The sequence below is a fragment of the Flavobacterium sp. genome (assembly GCF_035299245.1).
Lineage (GTDB): Bacteria > Bacteroidota > Bacteroidia > Flavobacteriales > Flavobacteriaceae > Flavobacterium.
Genome location: NZ_DATGWY010000014.1, coordinates 39781 through 58971, shown reverse-complemented (window position 1 = coordinate 58971; position 19191 = coordinate 39781). Strand labels below are relative to the sequence as shown.

The 19191-nt window shown below is 34.9% G+C and carries 14 protein-coding genes; 4 read left to right on the top strand and 10 right to left on the bottom strand.

The annotated features are described in order from the left end of the window. The first annotated feature begins 2 nt into the window (after positions 1 to 2). The gene (gene tilS, locus VK161_RS09150) at positions 3 to 1310 is read left to right on the top strand and encodes a tRNA lysidine(34) synthetase TilS (protein ID WP_324214470.1); all 1308 of its coding nucleotides are present in this window, start codon (positions 3 to 5) and stop codon (positions 1308 to 1310) included. Then, positions 1311 to 3332: a protein-disulfide reductase DsbD family protein gene (locus VK161_RS09145; RefSeq protein ID WP_324214469.1), complete on the top strand. Its 2022-nt coding sequence runs from the start codon at positions 1311 to 1313 to the stop codon at positions 3330 to 3332. 31 nt (positions 3333 to 3363) lie between these two features. Here VK161_RS09145 and VK161_RS09140 read toward each other — a convergent pair whose 3' ends face one another. Then, positions 3364 to 4551 carry a sensor histidine kinase gene (locus VK161_RS09140; protein WP_324214468.1) on the bottom strand — a complete coding sequence of 396 codons (1188 nt, stop codon included), beginning with the start codon at positions 4549 to 4551 and terminating at the stop codon, positions 3364 to 3366. A gap of 131 nt (positions 4552 to 4682) precedes the next feature. Here VK161_RS09140 and VK161_RS09135 point away from each other — a divergent pair, with 131 nt between their 5' ends. Continuing rightward, positions 4683 to 6218 carry a YifB family Mg chelatase-like AAA ATPase gene (locus VK161_RS09135; protein WP_324214467.1) on the top strand — a complete coding sequence of 512 codons (1536 nt, stop codon included), beginning with the start codon at positions 4683 to 4685 and terminating at the stop codon, positions 6216 to 6218. Between the two features lie 31 nt (positions 6219 to 6249). Here the strand turns inward: VK161_RS09135 and VK161_RS09130 are convergent, their stop codons facing one another. From VK161_RS09130 to panB, 9 genes are all read right to left on the bottom strand, one after another. After that, the gene (locus tag VK161_RS09130) at positions 6250 to 7581 is read right to left on the bottom strand and encodes a hydroxymethylglutaryl-CoA synthase family protein (RefSeq protein ID WP_324214466.1); all 1332 of its coding nucleotides are present in this window, start codon (positions 7579 to 7581) and stop codon (positions 6250 to 6252) included. Positions 7582 to 7920: 339 nt separating this feature from the next. Then, complete coding sequence (gene ypfJ / locus VK161_RS09125; RefSeq protein ID WP_324214465.1) at positions 7921 to 8778, bottom strand: KPN_02809 family neutral zinc metallopeptidase; 858 nt, start codon at positions 8776 to 8778, stop codon at positions 7921 to 7923. A 43-nt stretch (positions 8779 to 8821) separates the two neighbouring features. Further along, a complete protein-coding gene (locus VK161_RS09120; RefSeq protein WP_324214464.1) occupies positions 8822 to 12862 on the bottom strand; it encodes a PAS domain S-box protein in 4041 nt (1346 codons plus the stop codon). Further along, positions 12862 to 13644: a hypothetical protein gene (locus tag VK161_RS09115; protein WP_324214463.1), complete on the bottom strand. Its 783-nt coding sequence runs from the start codon at positions 13642 to 13644 to the stop codon at positions 12862 to 12864. Before VK161_RS09115 ends, VK161_RS09120 begins: the two co-directional genes overlap by 1 nt. A gap of 21 nt (positions 13645 to 13665) precedes the next feature. Further along, positions 13666 to 14994 carry an aldehyde dehydrogenase gene (locus VK161_RS09110; RefSeq protein WP_324214462.1) on the bottom strand — a complete coding sequence of 443 codons (1329 nt, stop codon included), beginning with the start codon at positions 14992 to 14994 and terminating at the stop codon, positions 13666 to 13668. A gap of 3 nt (positions 14995 to 14997) precedes the next feature. Continuing rightward, complete coding sequence (locus tag VK161_RS09105) at positions 14998 to 16377, bottom strand: hypothetical protein (RefSeq protein ID WP_324214461.1); 1380 nt, start codon at positions 16375 to 16377, stop codon at positions 14998 to 15000. Positions 16378 to 16455: 78 nt separating this feature from the next. Then, the gene (locus VK161_RS09100; protein WP_324214460.1) at positions 16456 to 17151 is read right to left on the bottom strand and encodes an RNA pseudouridine synthase; all 696 of its coding nucleotides are present in this window, start codon (positions 17149 to 17151) and stop codon (positions 16456 to 16458) included. A gap of 78 nt (positions 17152 to 17229) precedes the next feature. Then, positions 17230 to 17580: a four helix bundle protein gene (locus VK161_RS09095; RefSeq protein WP_324214459.1), complete on the bottom strand. Its 351-nt coding sequence runs from the start codon at positions 17578 to 17580 to the stop codon at positions 17230 to 17232. 104 nt (positions 17581 to 17684) lie between these two features. Beyond that, complete coding sequence (panB, locus tag VK161_RS09090; RefSeq protein ID WP_324214458.1) at positions 17685 to 18503, bottom strand: 3-methyl-2-oxobutanoate hydroxymethyltransferase; 819 nt, start codon at positions 18501 to 18503, stop codon at positions 17685 to 17687. A 151-nt stretch (positions 18504 to 18654) separates the two neighbouring features. Here panB and VK161_RS09085 point away from each other — a divergent pair, with 151 nt between their 5' ends. Beyond that, the gene (locus VK161_RS09085) at positions 18655 to 19086 is read left to right on the top strand and encodes a nuclear transport factor 2 family protein (protein ID WP_324214457.1); all 432 of its coding nucleotides are present in this window, start codon (positions 18655 to 18657) and stop codon (positions 19084 to 19086) included. The last annotated feature ends 105 nt before the right edge of the window (positions 19087 to 19191 follow it).

Genomic DNA, 19191 nt, shown 5'->3' with positions numbered 1-19191 from the left:
AAATGCTACAAAAATTTGCCAAACACATTCATACAAGTTTTCCGTTTTTAGCCAAAAGCAAGTTTTATATTGCGGTTAGTGGCGGAATTGATAGCATGGTTTTGGTTTACTTATTCCAACAACTGGATTACTCATTTGGCTTATTGCATTGCAATTTCAAACTTCGAGGTGACGAAAGTGAAGGCGATATGCATTTTATTCATGATTATGCCAGATCCCATAATTTAGAACTACGGATTGGTTTTTTTGAAACGGCCGAAATTGCCCAACAAAACAAAATGTCCATTCAAGAAACTGCGCGACTACTTCGTTACAATTGGTTTTACGAACAAATGGAAGAAATGAATGCTGATTTTGTTGCAACGGCACATCATCAAGATGATAATTTGGAAACGTTTCTGATTAATCTTTCGCGCGGAACAGGTTTGGATGGATTAACCGGAATTCCCGCAATAAATGATAAAATCATTCGACCATTACTACCTTTTTCAAGGGAAGAAATTGAGAAATACGCTTTGGAAAATAATTTAAAATGGCGTGAAGACAGCAGCAATGAAAGTGATAAATACGTACGGAATAAAATTCGACATCATTTGGTTCCTATTTTAAAAGAATTGAATCCGAGTTTCTTAGAATCATTTCAAAAAACGCAAGAACATTTAAAAGAAGTTCAGTCGTTGGCCAACGATGCCAAATACATTATGTATCAGGAAGTAGTAACTGAAAAGCAAGACGGAACCGTTCATATTAATTTGGATAAATTACTTCAATTGCCCAATTATAAAGGATATTTGTACCAATGGTTGAAGCAATTCGGATTTACAGCGTGGAATGATATTTACGATTTAGTCAACGCACAAACTGGGAAACAAGTTTTTTCTGAAGAGTTTGTCGTGCTCAAAAACCGTAATTTTTTGATTTTATATCGAAAAACATCTTCAAATGAAGCATCATTTTTGATTCATAAAGAAGAGCACCAAGTTAATATTCCCTTAAAATTGTCGTTTTGTAATGTAAGTGACATTTCAGTTTCTGACAGTAATTGTATCTTTGTCGACGAAGATTTGATAGAGTTTCCACTAACTCTCAGAAAATGGAACGAAGGCGATGCGTTTTATCCGTTTGGAATGAAGGGAAAGAAGAAACTCAGCAAGTTTTTTAAAGACGAAAGAATGTCGTTGATAGATAAGTCCAACTGTTGGATTTTGTGCTCAAATGAAGAAATCATTTGGGTCATTGGTCATCGAGCTGACGATCGTTTTAAAGTAAACACAAACACAACTAAAATTTTAAAAATAACGCTTCAATAAATGAGAAAGTTAATTTTCAGCTTATTTGCCTTTTTAGTGCTTACTACTGTAAATGCACAAGTCTTAGATCCAGTGAAATGGAAAACCAGAGTAGAAAAGAAATCAGATACCGAATTGGTATTGATTATGGATGCAAAAATCGATAACGGTTGGCATTTTTATTCCCAATATACTCCCGATGGTGGTGCACTTCCAGCGGTTTTTACTTTTAAAGATTCTAAAGGAAACTATCAGTTAGTAGGTAAAACTACTGAAGGAAAATACGAGAAACATTACAATGATGTTTTTGAAGTAGACGAGTACTTTTTTACCAAATCAGCACAATTTAAGCAAACTATTAAGGTACTAAATCCGAAGCTTAAAACAATCAAAGCCGAACTCGACGGGCAAACGTGTATTGACGGAAAATGCATTCAAGAATTTGAAGCTTTCACCTTTACTTTACCCGAAATAAAAGTGGAGGAAGCTGCCATTGGTGAAGATACTACAACTGTCGCTCCAACCACGGTTGATACTATAAAAAATACCATCGAAACTGTAAAAACAGAAACTACTTCAACTGAATCAACAGAACCTGTAAAGAAAGAAGAAAAAGGGTTTTGGACCATCTTTTTGTTGTCGTTTTTTGGAGGTTTATTGGCTACATTTACTCCTTGTGTATTCCCAATGATTCCTATGACAGTGAGCTTTTTCCTAAAGCAATCGGCCAATAAATCAAAAGGTAAATTCAATGCGTTGTTTTATGGATTGTGCATCGTTTTAATCTGTTTATTTTTCACATTACCATTCCATTTACTAGAAGGTGTCAACCGTGATATATTTTCAGAAATATCAACTAATGTATATTTGAACACTTTCTTCTTTATCATATTTGTAACTTTCGCTATTTCATTTTTCGGAGCTTTCGAAATTACTATGCCAAGCAAACTGTCCAATAAAGTGGATAATGCTTCGAATTCGGGTGGATTACTCGGAATCTTTTTCATGGCATTAACTTTAATAATAGTATCCTTTTCGTGTATTGGTCCGGCTTTAGGATTTGTATTTGGAACGTCTTTAAATTCAGACGGTGGAGCTTCAATTTTGTCTATGGCAATGCTCGGGTTTGGTTTGGGATTGGCGTTACCATTTATGTTCTTTGCTTTAGCACCAAGTTTGTTAGGAAATCTTCCTAAATCGGGCGGTTGGTTGAATACAGTTAAAGTGGTTTTCGGATTTATTGAATTAGCTCTTGCTTTCAAGTTTTTATCAAATGCCGATATCGGAATGGATTTACATTGGCTGGAAAGAGAAGTGTTTATCGCCTTTTGGATAGCTATTTTTGGAGCATTATCATTGTATTTATTCGGAAAAATCACCTTGCCGCATGATAGTCCAATGAGTCATATTTCGGTGGGAAGAATGTTATTAGGATTAGTGAGTTTAACGTTTACGGTGTATTTAATTCCCGGACTTTGGGGCGCGCCATTAAAATTGATTTCTGCTTTTCCACCACCAATGACCTACAGTGAAAGTCCGCAAGGGTTTGGGAAATCAATAACCACAACTACAAACGAAAGTTTGCCAAAAGGTGCTGTTTATACCGTTCACAATTTAGTGTCTTTCGAAGATTATGAAGAAGGTTTGGCTTATGCAAAAGAGGTAAATAAACCTATTTTAATTGATTTTACAGGAAAACAATGTGTGAACTGTCGATTAATGGAAAACAACGTTTGGTCGGATCCAAAAGTGTTGGAAATCTTGAAAAAGGATGTGGTTTTGATTTCGTTGTATGGAGATGATAAAAAAGAATTGCCAAAAGATGAATGGTATATTTCTAAGGAAAACGGAAAAGAAGTGAACACAGTTGGTGAAAAATGGAGTGAATTTCAAATCCAAAAATACAACAACAATGCCCGACCATATTATGTTTTACTCGACCCAAAAGACGATAAAAACACATTGAATACTCCGGTTCCATACACGCCCGATATTGAAGAATACAAAGCGTGGTTATTGGACGGAATTTCAAAGTTTAAATAATAAAAAAGCCATCTCAAACGGATGGCTTTTTTTATTTCTTAAGCTGAACAGTAAATGTAGTTCCTTTGGTTAATTCGGATTCAATTTCGATGCGACCGCCTAATTTATCTACAATTTTTTTTACAGTTGATAAACCCATCCCTGTACCGTAATTACCAAATCGGTCTTTAATGTTCAAGTTTTTGAACGATTGATAAATTTCCTCAAAATGCTCCGATTTCATCCCGATTCCGTTATCCGAGACTTTGATGATGTAATCATTTGAGTTTTCTTCAAATCGGATACTAACTTCTGCATTTTCTTTGTCGTTGTATTTAATTCCGTTGCCAACTAAATTCATTAATATTTGAATTAGTGCGTATTTACTAATTACTAAAGATGAATATGCAGTGTGATAACTAATGGAAACTTTCGAATTCAGATTGATCATCGACTTAATTTCATCAATTAAATCATTCACTTTAATATCACTTTTGACAGAAAGATCCATGCTGTCTAACTTATAGTAATTCAAAACGCCATCAATGTAATTTTTCAATTGAAATGAGCATTCTTCTATCATATTTAAATATTCAAAATCTTCTTCTTTAAAGGCCGTTTCGGAGTTTTCTTTGATTAATCCTATCAATGAAATAATGCTGTTTAAAGGCGATTTGATATCGTGCGAAATCACTCCAGCAAACTTCTCCAACTCCGAATATTTTAAATGCAAAGTCTCATTATTATCGGATAATGATTTAAATCTTCTTCTCAGTTCAAACAATTTAGAAGTTTGTTCGGCCAAAATCTCTAACGATTTGATTTGTTGCTCAGTCAATGTCTTATTTACATAATCAATAACACACAAGGTTCCTAATGTCAGACCCGAAGTTTTGTCTTTTATAGGAACTCCAGCATAGAAGCCAGAATCGGTCAATCCGTTGAGTAATCCAATTTTTCTGAAATCTTCATCTTCCATCAGTCGTTCAATAACTACAGTTTCTTCTGATTTTTCAATGGCCAAAGAGCAAAATGAATATTCTCGTGGACTTTCAGAATTGGTTAAACCGATTTTTGATTTAAACCACTGTCGGTACTGATCAATTATTGTAATTGTTGAGATTGGAGTATTGCATAGTGTTGATGCTAAAAAAGTGATGTTGTCAAATTCACTCTCTGGTTGAGAGTCTAGAATGTCGTACTGATGCACTACCTCTAGCCGTAGGTTTTCGTTTGTCATTAGTATGTTTTTTGTTTGATTGATTTACGAATTCTGTTAACATTTGGTTTTAAAGAATGAAAAAAAGATATAGGTTTCAAAACTTTTTTATATTTGTAACAGTATTAGCCATTTAATTTAAAGTACAAGCCATGTTAGTAAAAGTCTTTGGAAGCGCCGTCTTTGGCGTTGAAGCTACAACAATCACTGTTGAAGTAAATATTGATAAAGGAGTTGGTTATCATTTGGTCGGTTTGCCTGATAACGCCATAAAAGAAAGCAGTTACCGAATTGCAGCTGCTCTCAAAAATAACGGTTACCAACTTCCCGTTAAAAAAATTACAATCAACATGGCGCCAGCCGATTTACGAAAAGAAGGTTCTGCCTATGATTTGACTTTGGCGATTGGAGTTCTCATTGCATCGGGACAAATTGCAGCCGATGAAGTTGAAAAATACATCATTATGGGCGAATTGTCTCTTGATGGAGGTTTGCAACCCATAAAAGGAGCATTATCCATTGCTATTAAAGCAAAGGAAGAAGGTTTTAAAGGATTTTTTCTTCCGATTCAAAATGTAAAAGAAGCAGCAATTGTGGATGGTTTGGAAGTGTACGGAATTGAAAATGTTACCCAAGTCATTGATTTTTTCTGCGGAAAAGCCACTTTAGAACCTTTTGTCATCGATACTCAACTCGAATTCAATAAAACACTCGATTTTCCAGAGTTTGATTTTGCCGATGTAAAAGGACAGGAAAGCATCAAAAGGTGTATGGAAATTGCCGCAGCTGGCGGACATAACATTATTTTAATCGGACCACCAGGTTCAGGAAAAACCATGCTCGCCAAGCGATTACCAAGTATTTTACCGCCAATGACGTTGAAAGAAGCTTTGGAAACAACCAAAATTCACAGTGTAGCTGGAAAAATAAAAGAAGCTGGTTTGATGAGTCAACGGCCTTTTCGTTCGCCACACCATACAGCATCGAGTGTTTCATTAGTTGGTGGTGGAAGTTACCCACAACCAGGTGAAATTTCGCTTTCGCACAACGGAGTGCTTTTTTTAGATGAGTTACCCGAATTCAAGCGGGAAGTACTCGAAGTCATGCGTCAACCTTTAGAAGATAGAGAAGTGACCATTTCGAGAGCCAAATTTACCATTACGTATCCATCTTCGTTCATGCTAGTAGCAAGTATGAATCCGAGTCCGGGCGGTTATTTTAATGATCCCAATGCGCCCGTTGGTTCGTCACCAGCCGAAATGCAACGGTATTTGAGCAAAATTTCTGGACCATTGTTGGATCGAATTGATATTCACATCGAAGTGACTCCAGTTCCTTTTGAAAAATTGACCGAAACAAGAAAAGCCGAAAGTAGTGTCGAAATTCGGAAACGTGTTATTTTGGCACGTGAAATCCAATCGAAGCGATTCGAAGATTTTGATTCAATTCACTACAATGCCCAAATGGGAACCAAGCTTATTCGGGAGTTTTGTGCTTTGGATGATAATTCCTTGCAACTACTGAAAAATGCTATGGAACGACTCAATTTATCAGCTCGAGCGTACGACAGAATTTTAAAAGTGGCCCGAACCATAGCCGATTTGGAAGCATCAGAAAAAGTATATTCCCCTCACATTGCCGAAGCCATTCAATACCGCAGTTTGGATAGAGATGGTTGGTTGGGTTAGTTTTAGGACTCAGTGTTCAGTGACAATTTTATTATTCACTAAATTTGTAGTACCGCGCGCCCAATAAAACCGGACTTTCTTTTTCAATGTGGGTTAAAGCAAATTCACTTTGGGGTTGTAGAACCGATTCTTTACGCTCTTTTTTGTGAAGTGCAATGTACGTTCCAAAGTCGATTTCGTGGCTTTCGCTTAATGTTTGAAATAATTGAACCTTTTCGATTACAGATTGCCAACCGTTTTCTACTTCAGCCTCAAAAACTTTTGATTTGGAACCGCTACCGTACGCTATGAATCCGAATTTTTTGTTTTGTAAATTGGTTTCGTTTTGATAATGAAAGCACAAAGTAGAAAGCAATCCTAAGAAAATAGAACCAGTATACATATTTCCGACTTGTCCTGAGGCAATTTCAGAAGGAAAGATTTTTTGGTTTACAAATTCTAAATATTCGGCGCTTTTTGAAAGTGTTTTAATGTCAACCTCTTCGTTTTTGAACAGTTCGGAAGCATAGATTTCTATAAATGTTCGGCGTGCTTGAAAGCAATAGGGAAGATGCATTAGAATATTTTCCCAGTTGTGGAATAACACTCCATTTTGATGGGTGATTTCTTTGTAATGTGAATACGCTTCAGTAGTTCGGTTGATGTAGCATTGATTGGAATACTGACCATCAAAAACAGGCTGTTCTTTGTAAAAAGCGACTTCGTTTTCTAGAATTCCGAACCATTCTGGGTTGTCAGTTGTATTTAGAATTTCGTTTTTTGATACGTAACGACGCGGTTTAAAAAAATCAAAAACACCTTGAGAAGAAACTCCGACTTCATTTGTAAACGATAACACTCTTGGATTCGACGTAATTAGCATAGCAATAGCGCCTGCACCTTGAGTATATTCGCCTGTTGATGCTAAATCGTATTTGGCGTTATCACTGGCAACAACAATCGCTTTTTTAGTTGGATTGAGTCGGATGAAATCGAGTGTGTTGTGCAATGCATCGACAGCTCCAATACAGGCAAAAGTCATGTCGAGTGTGTCGCAATACCGAAAACTTCCTTCTCCGTAGTGTTGTTCTAAAAGAGCTGAAACGTAGGATGCAACGGGTTTTGATGCATCAATTCCGCTTTCTGTTCCAATATAAATTCGCGCAATTTCATTCGGATTTAAATTTTCTTGCTGTATTAATTTGAATACGGCATTGGCTGCAAAAGTAACTACATCTTGATGCACATCGGGAAATGTCATTTTGTGTAAACCGAGACCTTTTATGAGTTTATCGGGATCGATATTGCGGTTTTCGGCCAAGGTTTTTATAGGAAGATGTAGTTTAGGTACATCAAAAGAGATGCTGTCAATTCCGACTTTCATGGTGCAGTATTTTTAACAAAATTAAGGATAGAAAATAAGAATTTAAGCGAACCAAAAATAAATTTTAAGCAATCGTTTTCGTATTGTGAATGTGGTAAAAACTAAGATTGTTTTTTTTGAATTATTGAATTTATTGGTGATTTTTTTGTTTTCTCCAGCTAAAGCTGGAGGGAATTCAGACTTCGTCAATGAAGATTAACCCAGACCGAAGTGGAAAGCAAAACGCTGCAACCCGACTAATTTTTAATAAAAAAAAGAGCGACTGTTAAGAAGCTCCTTTTTTTTATATAAAAATGTTGGGTTGTGGTGTTTTCTTGAAACGTAGTGCTGGATTGGTTTCTAATCTAACAAAGCAGCAAAAGTATCACCTTGTTTCATATCGCCTGATTCGTAGCCTTTTTTGAACCAATAAATACGTTGTTCTGAAGTTCCGTGAGTGAACGTATCCGGTTGAACATGTCCTTGCATTTTGCTTTGAATGGCATCGTCACCAACCGCGTGAGCAGCGCTTAATGCTTCTTCAATATCGCCTACTTCTAAATACTGTTGGTTATAATGCGCCCAAACTCCGGCGTAAAAATCAGCTTGTAACTCAAGGCAAACCGACAGTTTATTGGCTTCAGTTTGGCTTTTGCCTTCTTGTAATTGACGTACTTTTCCGGAAGTTCCTAAAATGGTTTGAATGTGATGACCTACTTCGTGAGCGATTACATAAGCAATGGCAAAATCACCACCTTTAGCTCCGAAACGTGTTTTTAATTCTTCAAAAAAGCGCAAATCCATGTATACTTTTTTATCGCCCGGACAGTAAAAAGGTCCGGATGCAGAAGTTGCCGAACCACAAGCAGTTTCTACAGCATCGGAGAACAAAACCATTTTTGGTTGTTCGTATTCTCTTCCATTTTCTTGAAATATTTGTCCGAACGTATCTTCAGTATACGCAAAAACAGTTTTAGCAAAATCGCCAATTTCTTTTTCTTCGGGTGTTAATTCGCGTTGTTCAACAGTTTCAGTTGTCTGACCTTGGTTCATTTGTTCGAGCATTGGAGTAATCATTTTGGCGTTTTCACCTCCAAAAACATTCAGAAGTAAAATTACAATACCGATTAAACCACCACCAACGATTGCTTTTCCGCCGCCCGACATTCCTCTGCGGTCTTCTACATTGTCACTTTGACGATTTCCTCTCCATCTCATGGTTTGATATATTTTAGGTTAGTACAAATTAAAATATTTTTTTTTAATGATTGAGCCACTTTGTCACTTTTGTTTGTAGAATTTCTTTGATGATGGGTTTTGAAAGGTAATCATCCATTCCGGCTTCAAGGCATTTTTCTTTTTCACCTACAATCGTTCCAGCGGTCAAAGCAATAATGGGTACAAATTTGCCTTTGGTTTTGTTTCGTATGGCTTCGGTGGCTTCATAACCATTCATTATTGGCATTTGAACGTCCATCAAAATTAAATCGGGTTTGATAATGTCGAATTTTTCGACTGCAAGTTTACCGTTTTCTGCTTCATAAATAGTAGCGTTAGGAACGATTTGTTTGACGAGTGTTTTTGCCAGAAGCATGTTGATTTTATTATCTTCAATGATGAAAATTTTGTAGTTTTTGATGCCCGAAAGTTTGTTCTCTTTTTTGACAACTTCTACTTTTTTGTTTTCGATGATGTGAACTACCGAATCATTAATGGTTTCGTCGGATGCTTGTATAGTAATTTCAAAGAAGAATTCGCTTCCCAAATCGGGTTGACTTTTCAAATTAAGTTTACTATTCATAAGGTTCAACAGATTGTTAGAAATGGACAAACCTAAACCTGTTCCACCAAATCGACGAGTAGTAGATGAATCTCCTTGTGAAAAGGCTTCGAATATTTTTTGTTGATGTTCTTTTTCAATACCAATTCCAGAATCAAGTACAGAAAAATGGAATGTAGCAGAGTTGTCGGTTTTATTATTGGCCGCAATTTTAAGTTCGACTGTACCTTTTTCAGTAAATTTTACAGCGTTGCTTAATAAGTTCACGAGTACTTGTTTCAAACGTAAGGCATCGACCCAAATGTACTTCGGTATATTGTTTTCGATGGTTAATTTGAGTTCGATTTCTTTCGATTCGGTGTTGTATCCAAACAAATCGATGACTTCTTTGGCAAGCGGAATGAGTTCGTATTTCTTAATTTCCAATTCTAATTTACCCGATTCAATTTTGGAAAAATCGAGAATATCGTTTACAATTTCCATCAACGATTTTGCCGATTGATTGATGGTATTCATGTACTTGAGTTGAATTTCTTCTAGGTGAGTGTTTTTCAACAAATCGGTAAATCCGATGATTCCGTTGAGAGGAGTTCTGATTTCGTGACTCATATTGGCCAAGAAATCGGATTTTGCTTTGCTGGCAGCTTCGGCGTATTCTTTTGCTTTTATAGCATCTTCAGCTTCTTTTTGTTTGGTAATGTCAATGTAAATTCCACCTACAAACTCAATTTCATTGTCTTTCTTAATAGCATCGGCAAACTCTTCAATCCAAATGTAGTTTCCGTTTTTATGTTGAATACGGTAGCGCGAATGAATTTGTTTTCCGCTATTGATATTGGCAACTTGCTCATTGATGATGCTTTCTTTTTCATCGGGATGCATGAGCGATATAAAGCTGATTTTGCCTTGTAAAAAATCCTCTTTTGCATAACCCGTAAGTTCTTCAATTTCATCATTGAGGTATACTTTTGTCCCTTGTTCATCAAATTTTGACAGGTAAACTGTTCCAGGAATATTGTTAGCGATTAATCGGAATTTTTCTTCACTTTCGTAGATAATAGACTCGTTCAAATTACGTTCAATTGCCGATGAAATATTGTTGGTTAAGGTTTGAAGACTGGTAATTTCTTCAACAGACCATTCTCTTTCATACGTTGTATGATCAAAAACGATAAAACCATAGAAACTTTTTTTGACACGAATGGGTAAAAACAAAATGGATTTTGTATTGAGCTTTTCTAAAAATTCACGAGTAGTACCATCTTTTATATTTTTAACTAAAGCTTGATAGGGTTTGTTGGTTTTTAAAACTTTAATCACTTCGGGTACAGATGCATGTTGAACTGTTGCAAGAGTTGGATTTATAGGCGTAATTGACCTTTTCTCATTGGTCCAACGGTGTTTTTGCTCGATGGTTTTTTCTTCTTCATTATTAATGAAAAAAGACATCCGTTCGGTTTTTGTTACTCTACCAATGGCATCGATTATACCTTCGAATATATCAGTGTTGTTTTTACTGATGAGAACTTTATCGGTTATTTGAGTGATTACGCTTAAAATTTCAGTTTTGTAGGCGAGTTTCTTTTCGGCTTCGAGACGTTTTTGCGTTTCGATTGAAATGGCAATAAAATCGCAAATGGTACGTGAGAAGTTGATGTCTTCAATGTCCCAATTTTTGATTTTTGTTGTCGATTCAAAGCATAAAATCCCCATCAATTCACCATTAGAATAAATTGGAGAATCCAGCATCGATTGAATATGGTTTTTCGGAAAATACTCTGGCCAAAACTCTTTGGTGTCATTATTTTCAAAAACATTACTGGCTACAATTTGATTTTCTTTTTCAATAGCCTCGAAGTAAATTGGAAAATCTTTTTTGTACAGTACAAAACCTTTTTCGTAAGAGTTTTTGTTGGCTAAATACAATTCCGCACAAACAATTTTATCTTTATGGTAGTTCCAGAAACTGACTCTGTTGATGTCTACTTTTTCGGCAACTGTTTTTAATAAGTAGCACAAAAAATCATCAAATTTTTCTTGGTTGGAGAAACTTTTTATGGTCAGTTGTTTGATGACTTCATTGTATTTTCTGATTTTCTTTTCGCGTCGAAGGGTTTCAATTTCGATGTTTTTGATGAGAGTGATGTCGCGCGCAATAACAGTAAAACCGATTACTTTTTTACCAAATTCGTCTTTTTTGATGGATACATTTTGCGATAACCAAATGGTTTCACCTTTCTTATTCAATACCGGAAAAATAAAAGTCGGAAAATCTTTAATGTCTTTTAGTGACACATTATAAAATTCATGAACTTTTTCTTTGAAGTCTTTTCGGACAAAAAAAGTAAAATGTTTTTGATACATTTCCTCCAAAGTATAGCCCATTATTTTTTCTGCATACTTATTAATGAAAGTGTAATTTCCTTCGGTGTCCGTTTCATAAATAATATCAGTAGCGCTTTCTATTAAATTGCGGTGTTGATTTTGAATATGAATTTGTTCGGTAACATCTTGACCAATTCCTATTATTAAATCATCTGAAAATTTTTTATCTTTCCATTGAATGTATTTAAACTGACCGTTTTTACACTTTAACCGTCTGACGTATAAACGGTTGTCTACGTAATTTTCATGATATTGTTCTCCAATGAATTCAGCATCTTCGGTTAATTCCCAAAATCGCATTCCCATTACTTCATCTGGCGCATATCCTAAAAAATCTTTTACTTGTTCACTACAATAGGAAACTTCACCTTTTTTATTGGTTGCAATGGTAATTGAATTTCCTTTATTCACAATTTCATTAGCAAACAGAAATTTATTTTTAGTTTCAAGCAAAGCAAAGTGTCTTGCCAAGTGTATTCCGGATGAAATCAAAAAGGAATTAAAAAGTATGATGGATAAATTTTTTGTAAGAAACTCAAAATAGTAAAAAACAAAGCAAAGTGTCAATGCATACGCTAGGAATATCAAATAATGAGTAAACCGTTTGAAAAGGAAATACGAGATGAAAAATGCAATGATTAGACTAACGTACGACACTAATTCAAAGGGTTTAAAAGCGATGTTGAACGCAATAAAATGAAAATACCCAATAAAAATACTTAAGAAGATATAATTGATGTTTTTATTGAACCATTTGTTTTTTAATGTTAAAATGTAAATTAGAATGAGTACAATACCAACACTAACGTTGATCTTCAGTAAACTTATAGAGCGAACATTATTGATCTCGTAAATGATTTCCATTACTGGAATTATAATTCCCATTGCAAGAAAGTACATTCTGAATTGTCTTTCTTTGGGTTCGAGCTCAGAGTAATTTGTTTTGATGTTGAATTTTGTTTTTGAGAAACGATACATCAGCAATGATACTACTAAAAGCAATACTAAAACAATGCTCGTTTTTAAAAGGTTAGAACCCATAAAACCTATGCTAAAACGATTCAAATGCAATAAGTAGTTCACATCTTTTTGTAAAAGAGATGTCCAATTATTGATTATTTGAATAAAAGCAATCATTATTCTTCGGTTGTACCAATTTCGTCTATAATATTAGTTTCTCTTATTGGTAAAATCTCATTGTATATACAAAAAATGGTTGAATATATTAGAGGTAAAGTGAAGAAAATACCAATACACAATCCAACAAGACCAAGCATGGATAAAATAAAGGCAACAATTACTAAACCTAGAATGATTAGAAAATTATTTGCAATTAGTTTGAGGCTTAAGGTAATAGCGTCAATGGCTTTTAAATTAGAAAAAATGATAATTGGAATTGTCAACATGGTAAAAAAGGTGATTGTGTAGGTAACAATCACACCGATTAATTCCGTATTTAAATATTGAAACAATAAAGTTAAACAACCCGTAATTACTGCTATAATAACACCAGACAAAAATAATTCTTTAAAATACTTGGTTTTAAAATAGTAAAAAAGTGTACCAACTTCGTATTGTTTATTACTATTGGCAGCATAAGCCATTTGGTAAATTCCAGCAGTAAAATTGGCAGATATACCAGAGAAAATAGCCATAAAGAGTAAATATCCTATAATTATAGTAATGGAATAATCCGTTATTTTAAAAGTAGTCATTGCTTCGTTAAAACCTACAAATCCAAAGGCAGCTGCAATTAAACCGAAAACTAGTGCAAAATAGATGATTACCAAAATTAATATGGAAACTCCAGCAATTCCTACTATTTTTTTATAATTATTGAATGATTTTTCAAGTATAATTCCAAAATCCAATTCGTTTGAATAATTATTGTTTTTTTGAGGTTCTTTGTAATTGTTCATTATGTTTGAGTTAGTGTTAATTTAAAACCAATTTAGTAATTTTTTTAATAGGTTAATTTTATTTTTATAGGGTGCATAACGAAAAGGTAAATCAAGCCAATTGGCTTTTTTTACTATTGATTTTCTGTGCGAAAAAGTATCAAAACTCAATTGACCGTGATAAGCTCCAATTCCGCTATTTCCAACTCCTCCAAAGGGTAACCGTTTGTTTGAAAAATGAATTACCGTATCGTTAATGCATCCACCACCAAATGAATAGGTGTTCATTATTTTTTTTGTCCAAGCTGTATTGTTTGAAAAAACGTACAATGAAAGTGGCTTTTCGTAATGTGAAATTATTGATTCTATTTCTTGTTCGTTATCATAACTCAAAATAGGTAGAATTGGCCCGAAAATCTCCTCTTTCATAACACCGCTTTCTAACTTTGGTTCATCCAAAAGTGTAGGAGCAATGTAGTTGTCATTTTCGTTGGTTTGACCTCCGTAAAGAATGGTTTCATTTTTCAATAATTCAACCAAACGCAACCAATTTTTGTTGTTTATAATTCGAGGAAAATCGCCTGATAATTCTGGATTTTCGCCATAGGCTAACTGAATTTCGTCAATCAAAGCAGCCACAATTTTCGGTTTAATTTTTGAATCCACCAAAAGATAATCAGGAGCGATACAAGTTTGTCCAGCATTTAGGAATTTTCCCCAAATGATTCGTTTAGCGGTTAATTTTACATTGCAGTCAGCACTAATGATACACGGATTTTTTCCGCCCAACTCTAAAGTCACAGGCGTCATGAATTCGGCAGCTGCTTTAGCTACAATTTTTCCAACAGCAACGCTTCCGGTGAAGAAAATATAATCCCAGCGTTGATGTAAAAGTTGTTGTGCGATTTCAATTCCGCCTTCTCGAACTTCAACATGGTTTGTATCAAAAACTTCAGCAACAATTTTTGAAATGATTTTTGAAGTATTCGGAGTTAATTCGGATGGTTTTAGCACAACCTGATTTCCAGCAGCAACCGCAGCAATCAAAGGGCAAAAGGCAAGTTGAAACGGGTAATTCCAAGGAGCAATAATTAAAACTTTTCCGTAAGGTTCATTTATAATGTAATCACTCGATGGAAAGTTCAACAAAGAAGGAAAAACTCGTTTAGGTCGTGACCACTTATTGATGTTTTTTAGGGTATGTTTTAAATCAGAAATAACAAAACTAGTTTCTGTGACGATGGCTTCAAATTCTGGCTTTTTGAAATCATCATACAAAGCCGACACGATTTCGTTTTCGTACTTATTGATGCACTGTAAAAGCTGTTTTAACTTTTTTTTTCTATACCTAATACTTGTTTTGTACTCCATATTTTATAAAAATGCCCATCGGAAGCCCGTATAAACATCAGCTTGTTTGCTATCGTTTATCAAAGCAGTAAGAATTGAACCTGAGCCTAAGTAAAATCCACCCAAGCGAAAGCCAACTCCAGTATTGAATCCCGAAATTTCACTATTTGAAAATGGAACATATGCTTCAAAAAAGCCTAAATTTACTCGCGGCGTAATGGTGAAAATATTTTGAACGGTAATTTGATCATTATCGTTGTCATCTTTCATTTTTTGTTGCAAATAACCCGAAACAAACAAACTTGGAATGATTTTTAAATCGGCATACAAAGTAATTGTAGTAGGTAAATTTACCTTAAAATCTTTGTTGGAGGTTTCTTTGGTCAAATAACCGCTGTTCAAGAGTATCGTTTCAATTTCTTGCAAACTATCTACATTTTCAAACTGATTCAAGTTCAAACTTTCACTTCCTTGAATTACTAAACTGTAATTTGTAGACTGATTGTTATCGTCTTTGAAGGTCATTGAGCCTAAGTTTCGAATGGAAAACCCTGCGTTTAATTTGTATGTGTTTTTATTGCTTTTCCCTTTATCAATGGCATTATCCAATGCTTTGGTATCTTTTAATTGGTAGTTAAAACCAATATCACCAGCAAACCCGTTTAAACCACCAAAAATCGATTTTGTATAATCGTCAAAATTTGAAAAACTATCGGCTAAACTTCCCGAATAGGAAAAATTTACTATTGCGTTGGTTTGTGTCAGTGAAGCTTGTCCTGCCGTCTGAACAATTGTTCCAGTGAATTGATCAGCACCTAAATTGGCATACGAACCTGGGAAAAGTAGTTTTAAAGTTACAGCAGCATTTATTTTGTGCTTGGTATTATCGATCAAAGTTCGGCCTGCAACCAAGTTGAATTCGCCCCAAGTGGTTCCGTTGATTCTTTGATTATAGTCGTTACTTATTGTTGTAGTTGATAAAAGGCTACTCAAGCCCGAATTATTGATTGCATCACCTAATTTTGTGTCAACGTCAACGATATCCAGTTTAGCATTGGCTTTAGTGTAAAAACCAAATGCCCACTTATTGTGTTTTAGGGCCAAACCCGGACCATAAATTTCGGCATCAATACGCATGTTTACAGGTTCATCTCCAACAAAAATCAAATCTTCAATATCTTTATCAGAAGTAATGTCACTAAAACCAATTTTATTATTTGCGACATTAAAGCTGAGTCCTAAAATATTGGTTTCGAATTTGTTGGACATGTTAAGCAATTCGGCTGGATTCATTCCAGCTGTAATAATTCCGACACGATTCGAAGTGTTTAAACCCGAAAAATGTTCCTGTGAATAGGATTGGATAGCAAATAAAGCAGCGGAAATTAAAAAAAAATTTTTCATAGTAATGTTTGTAGATTTGGATACATAACAGTTGAATTGCTTGAAACCCTAAGCAATTACGTAGTAAAAGTACACTTTTTATAGAGAATTCCAAATTGCATCGCTTGGAGTAGGAGCGACTAAAGTCAGTTCTTCTTTCGAAACAGGATGAATGAAAACTAATTTTCGAGCATGGAGATGAATGCCTCCATCAGGATTACTTCGATCAAAACCGTACTTCAAATCGCCTTTTATCGGACAACCAATGGCTGATAATTGTGCTCTAATTTGATGGTGTCTTCCGGTGTGAAGGTTAATTTCTAATGCAAAATAATTGTTTAGCTCTTTGATGATTTTGTAATCTAAAGACGCTTTTTTACTGTTCGGAACTTCTTTTGAATGTGCTTTTGAAGTATTGTTTTTTTCATTGCGAACGAGAAAATGAACAAGATTGTCTTCGTCTTTCGCAGGACGATTTTTCACTACTGCCCAATAGGTTTTTTGAGTTTCTCTTTCGCTGAACATTTTATTGAGTCGTTCCAATGCCTTGCTTGTTCGAGCAAAAACCACAATTCCGGTTGTAGGCCGATCCAAACGATGCACCACACCCAAAAAAACGTCTCCCGGCTTGTTGTATTTTTCCTTGATGTACTCTTTTACCACTTCGGAAAGCGGTTTGTCACCCGTTTTGTCGCCTTGTACAATGTCGCCCACGCGTTTGTTAATCACAATAATATGATTGTCTTCGTGAAGAATCTGGAGGTTGGTTTTGTTGGATACTATTTTGTCTGCCATTTGGTTGGACTTCTTAGATTTTAAGACTATAAGATTGTAGGACTGTAAGACTGTAAGACTGTATGACTATATGATTGTTTACTTTAATGTTACTTGAAAATTATACATCATCTTTGTCATTATATCAATTTTTGATAGTAGCGGATTTAAATTTTCCTCTGTAATAAATCCAAGATCATTAGAAATCAATAATTGTGTTTCAATTTCGTAGGCTGAACCAATTGCTATTTCAAGAAATCGAGCAAAATCTTTGTTTGACTTTCTCGATGATCCTTCAGCTATATTGGAAGGAATTGAAACCGATGATCGTCTCAATTGCGTTGTTAAACCAAACCTTTCCTCACTCGGAAAATGGTAAGTAACTAAATAAATTTGTGTACAAAATTGTCGACTTTGTTTCCAAATCTCTAATTGTTTGAATCTGTGCATGTAATTAATTTTTAGGCGTTTATAATTGTTTAAACAAGCTTTTCAATCTAATCGTATAATAACATCAAATCATACAGTCTTAAAATCTTACTGTCCAAAAAACACTAATACTGCTCATTCGCATTCGGAAAATCCTTACTCTTCACATCCTCAACGTATTTCCCGATAGCTGAAGTCATTTGTTCATATAAATTGAGGTATCTTCTAAGAAAACGCGGACTGAATTCATTATTCATTCCCAACATATCGTGGATGACTAAAACCTGACCGTCAACACCACCACCAGCACCAATTCCGATTACTGGAATTGATATGCTTTGCGCTACTTTTTCAGCCAAAGCCGCTGGAATTTTTTCTAAAACCAAGGCAAAACAACCAATTCGCTCGAGCATTTTGGCATCTTCCATTAACTTTTCAGCTTCAGCTTCTTCTTTGGCGCGAACAGTGTAGGTTCCGAATTTGTAGATCGATTGCGGAGTCAAACCCAAATGTCCCATCACTGGAATTCCGGCGTTTAGTATTTTTTTTATAGAGTCTTTAATTTCGCTTCCGCCTTCCAATTTTACCGCATGACCACCACTTTCTTTCATAATTCTGATAGAAGAGCGCAACGCTTCTTTGGAATCCGATTGATAACTCCCAAAAGGCAAATCCACTACAACCAAAGCACGGTCAATCGCACGAACCACACTCGATGCATGATAAATCATCTGATCTAAGGTTATGGGTAAAGTCGTTTCGTGTCCGGCCATAACATTACTAGCCGAATCACCAACTAATATTACGTCAACGCCAGCAGTGTCTACTATTTTGGCCATGGTGTAATCGTAAGCGGTTAGCATCGAAATTTTCTCACCATTGGCTTTCATTTCGATTAATGATTTGGTCGTGATTCTTTTGTAATCTTTTTTGGCAACTGACATAGTTATTTTAGATTTCAGAAATTAGATTTCAGATTGTGTAAATAATCGTTTCAACTTAATTCTTGTTAATAAGCCGTAAAAGTACTAAAATCGATTAGTTTTGTAATAAATTGAGTGAAAATTATACTAATTCAGAAAATAATTTCAACAGATGAAGAATACCGTTTTGACTTTAATTTTCTTTTTTACGACTTTCATCCAAGCGCAAAACAAAGAAGTGCAACAAACCATTGAAACTTTTTTTGAAGGATTTCATCAAAGAGATTCTATTAAAATAAAGTCGGTTTGTGCTGATGCAATGATTTTGCAATCTATATCAGAAGGAAAAAAAGGAACAAAATTAGAAAATGAAAAACCTTCAGAGTTCTATAAATCCATAGCCACAATTCCGAGTAGCATGCAATTTCAAGAGAAGATTTTGAGTTTCAATATTCAAGTTGATGGTACAATGGCACATGTTTGGACGCCTTATGAATTCTACGTTAATGGGAAACTCAGTCATTTGGGAGTTAACGCTTTTACACTTTTTAAAGAGGATAACGTTTGGAAGATTATCCATTTAATTGATACAAGACGGAAATAAATCGCAGTTATTTTCTTTTAGCTAAAAAAAAAAATCTACAAAATGGATGTTTTTTGTAGATTTTTAAATTCATCTAAAGCTATTTAATTAACCAGAAATTAAAAA

Excerpts from the sequence above, each read along its gene's own strand:
- VK161_RS09105 (WP_324214461.1), bottom strand. The coding sequence starts at position 16,377 with ATGAAAAATTTTTTTTTAATTTCCGCTGCTTTATTTGCTATCCAATCC.
- tilS (WP_324214470.1), top strand. The coding sequence starts at position 3 with ATGCTACAAAAATTTGCCAAACACATTCATACAAGTTTTCCGTTTTTA.
- VK161_RS09120 (WP_324214464.1), bottom strand. The coding sequence starts at position 12,862 with ATGATTGCTTTTATTCAAATAATCAATAATTGGACATCTCTTTTACAA.
- ypfJ (WP_324214465.1), bottom strand. The coding sequence starts at position 8,778 with ATGAGATGGAGAGGAAATCGTCAAAGTGACAATGTAGAAGACCGCAGA.
- VK161_RS09110 (WP_324214462.1), bottom strand. The coding sequence starts at position 14,994 with ATGGAGTACAAAACAAGTATTAGGTATAGAAAAAAAAAGTTAAAACAG.
- VK161_RS09140 (WP_324214468.1), bottom strand. The coding sequence starts at position 4,551 with ATGACAAACGAAAACCTACGGCTAGAGGTAGTGCATCAGTACGACATT.
- VK161_RS09145 (WP_324214469.1), top strand. The coding sequence starts at position 1,311 with ATGAGAAAGTTAATTTTCAGCTTATTTGCCTTTTTAGTGCTTACTACT.
- VK161_RS09085 (WP_324214457.1), top strand. The coding sequence starts at position 18,655 with ATGAAGAATACCGTTTTGACTTTAATTTTCTTTTTTACGACTTTCATC.
- VK161_RS09095 (WP_324214459.1), bottom strand. The coding sequence starts at position 17,580 with ATGCACAGATTCAAACAATTAGAGATTTGGAAACAAAGTCGACAATTT.
- VK161_RS09100 (WP_324214460.1), bottom strand. The coding sequence starts at position 17,151 with ATGGCAGACAAAATAGTATCCAACAAAACCAACCTCCAGATTCTTCAC.
- panB (WP_324214458.1), bottom strand. The coding sequence starts at position 18,503 with ATGTCAGTTGCCAAAAAAGATTACAAAAGAATCACGACCAAATCATTA.
- VK161_RS09130 (WP_324214466.1), bottom strand. The coding sequence starts at position 7,581 with ATGAAAGTCGGAATTGACAGCATCTCTTTTGATGTACCTAAACTACAT.
- VK161_RS09135 (WP_324214467.1), top strand. The coding sequence starts at position 4,683 with ATGTTAGTAAAAGTCTTTGGAAGCGCCGTCTTTGGCGTTGAAGCTACA.
- VK161_RS09115 (WP_324214463.1), bottom strand. The coding sequence starts at position 13,644 with ATGAACAATTACAAAGAACCTCAAAAAAACAATAATTATTCAAACGAA.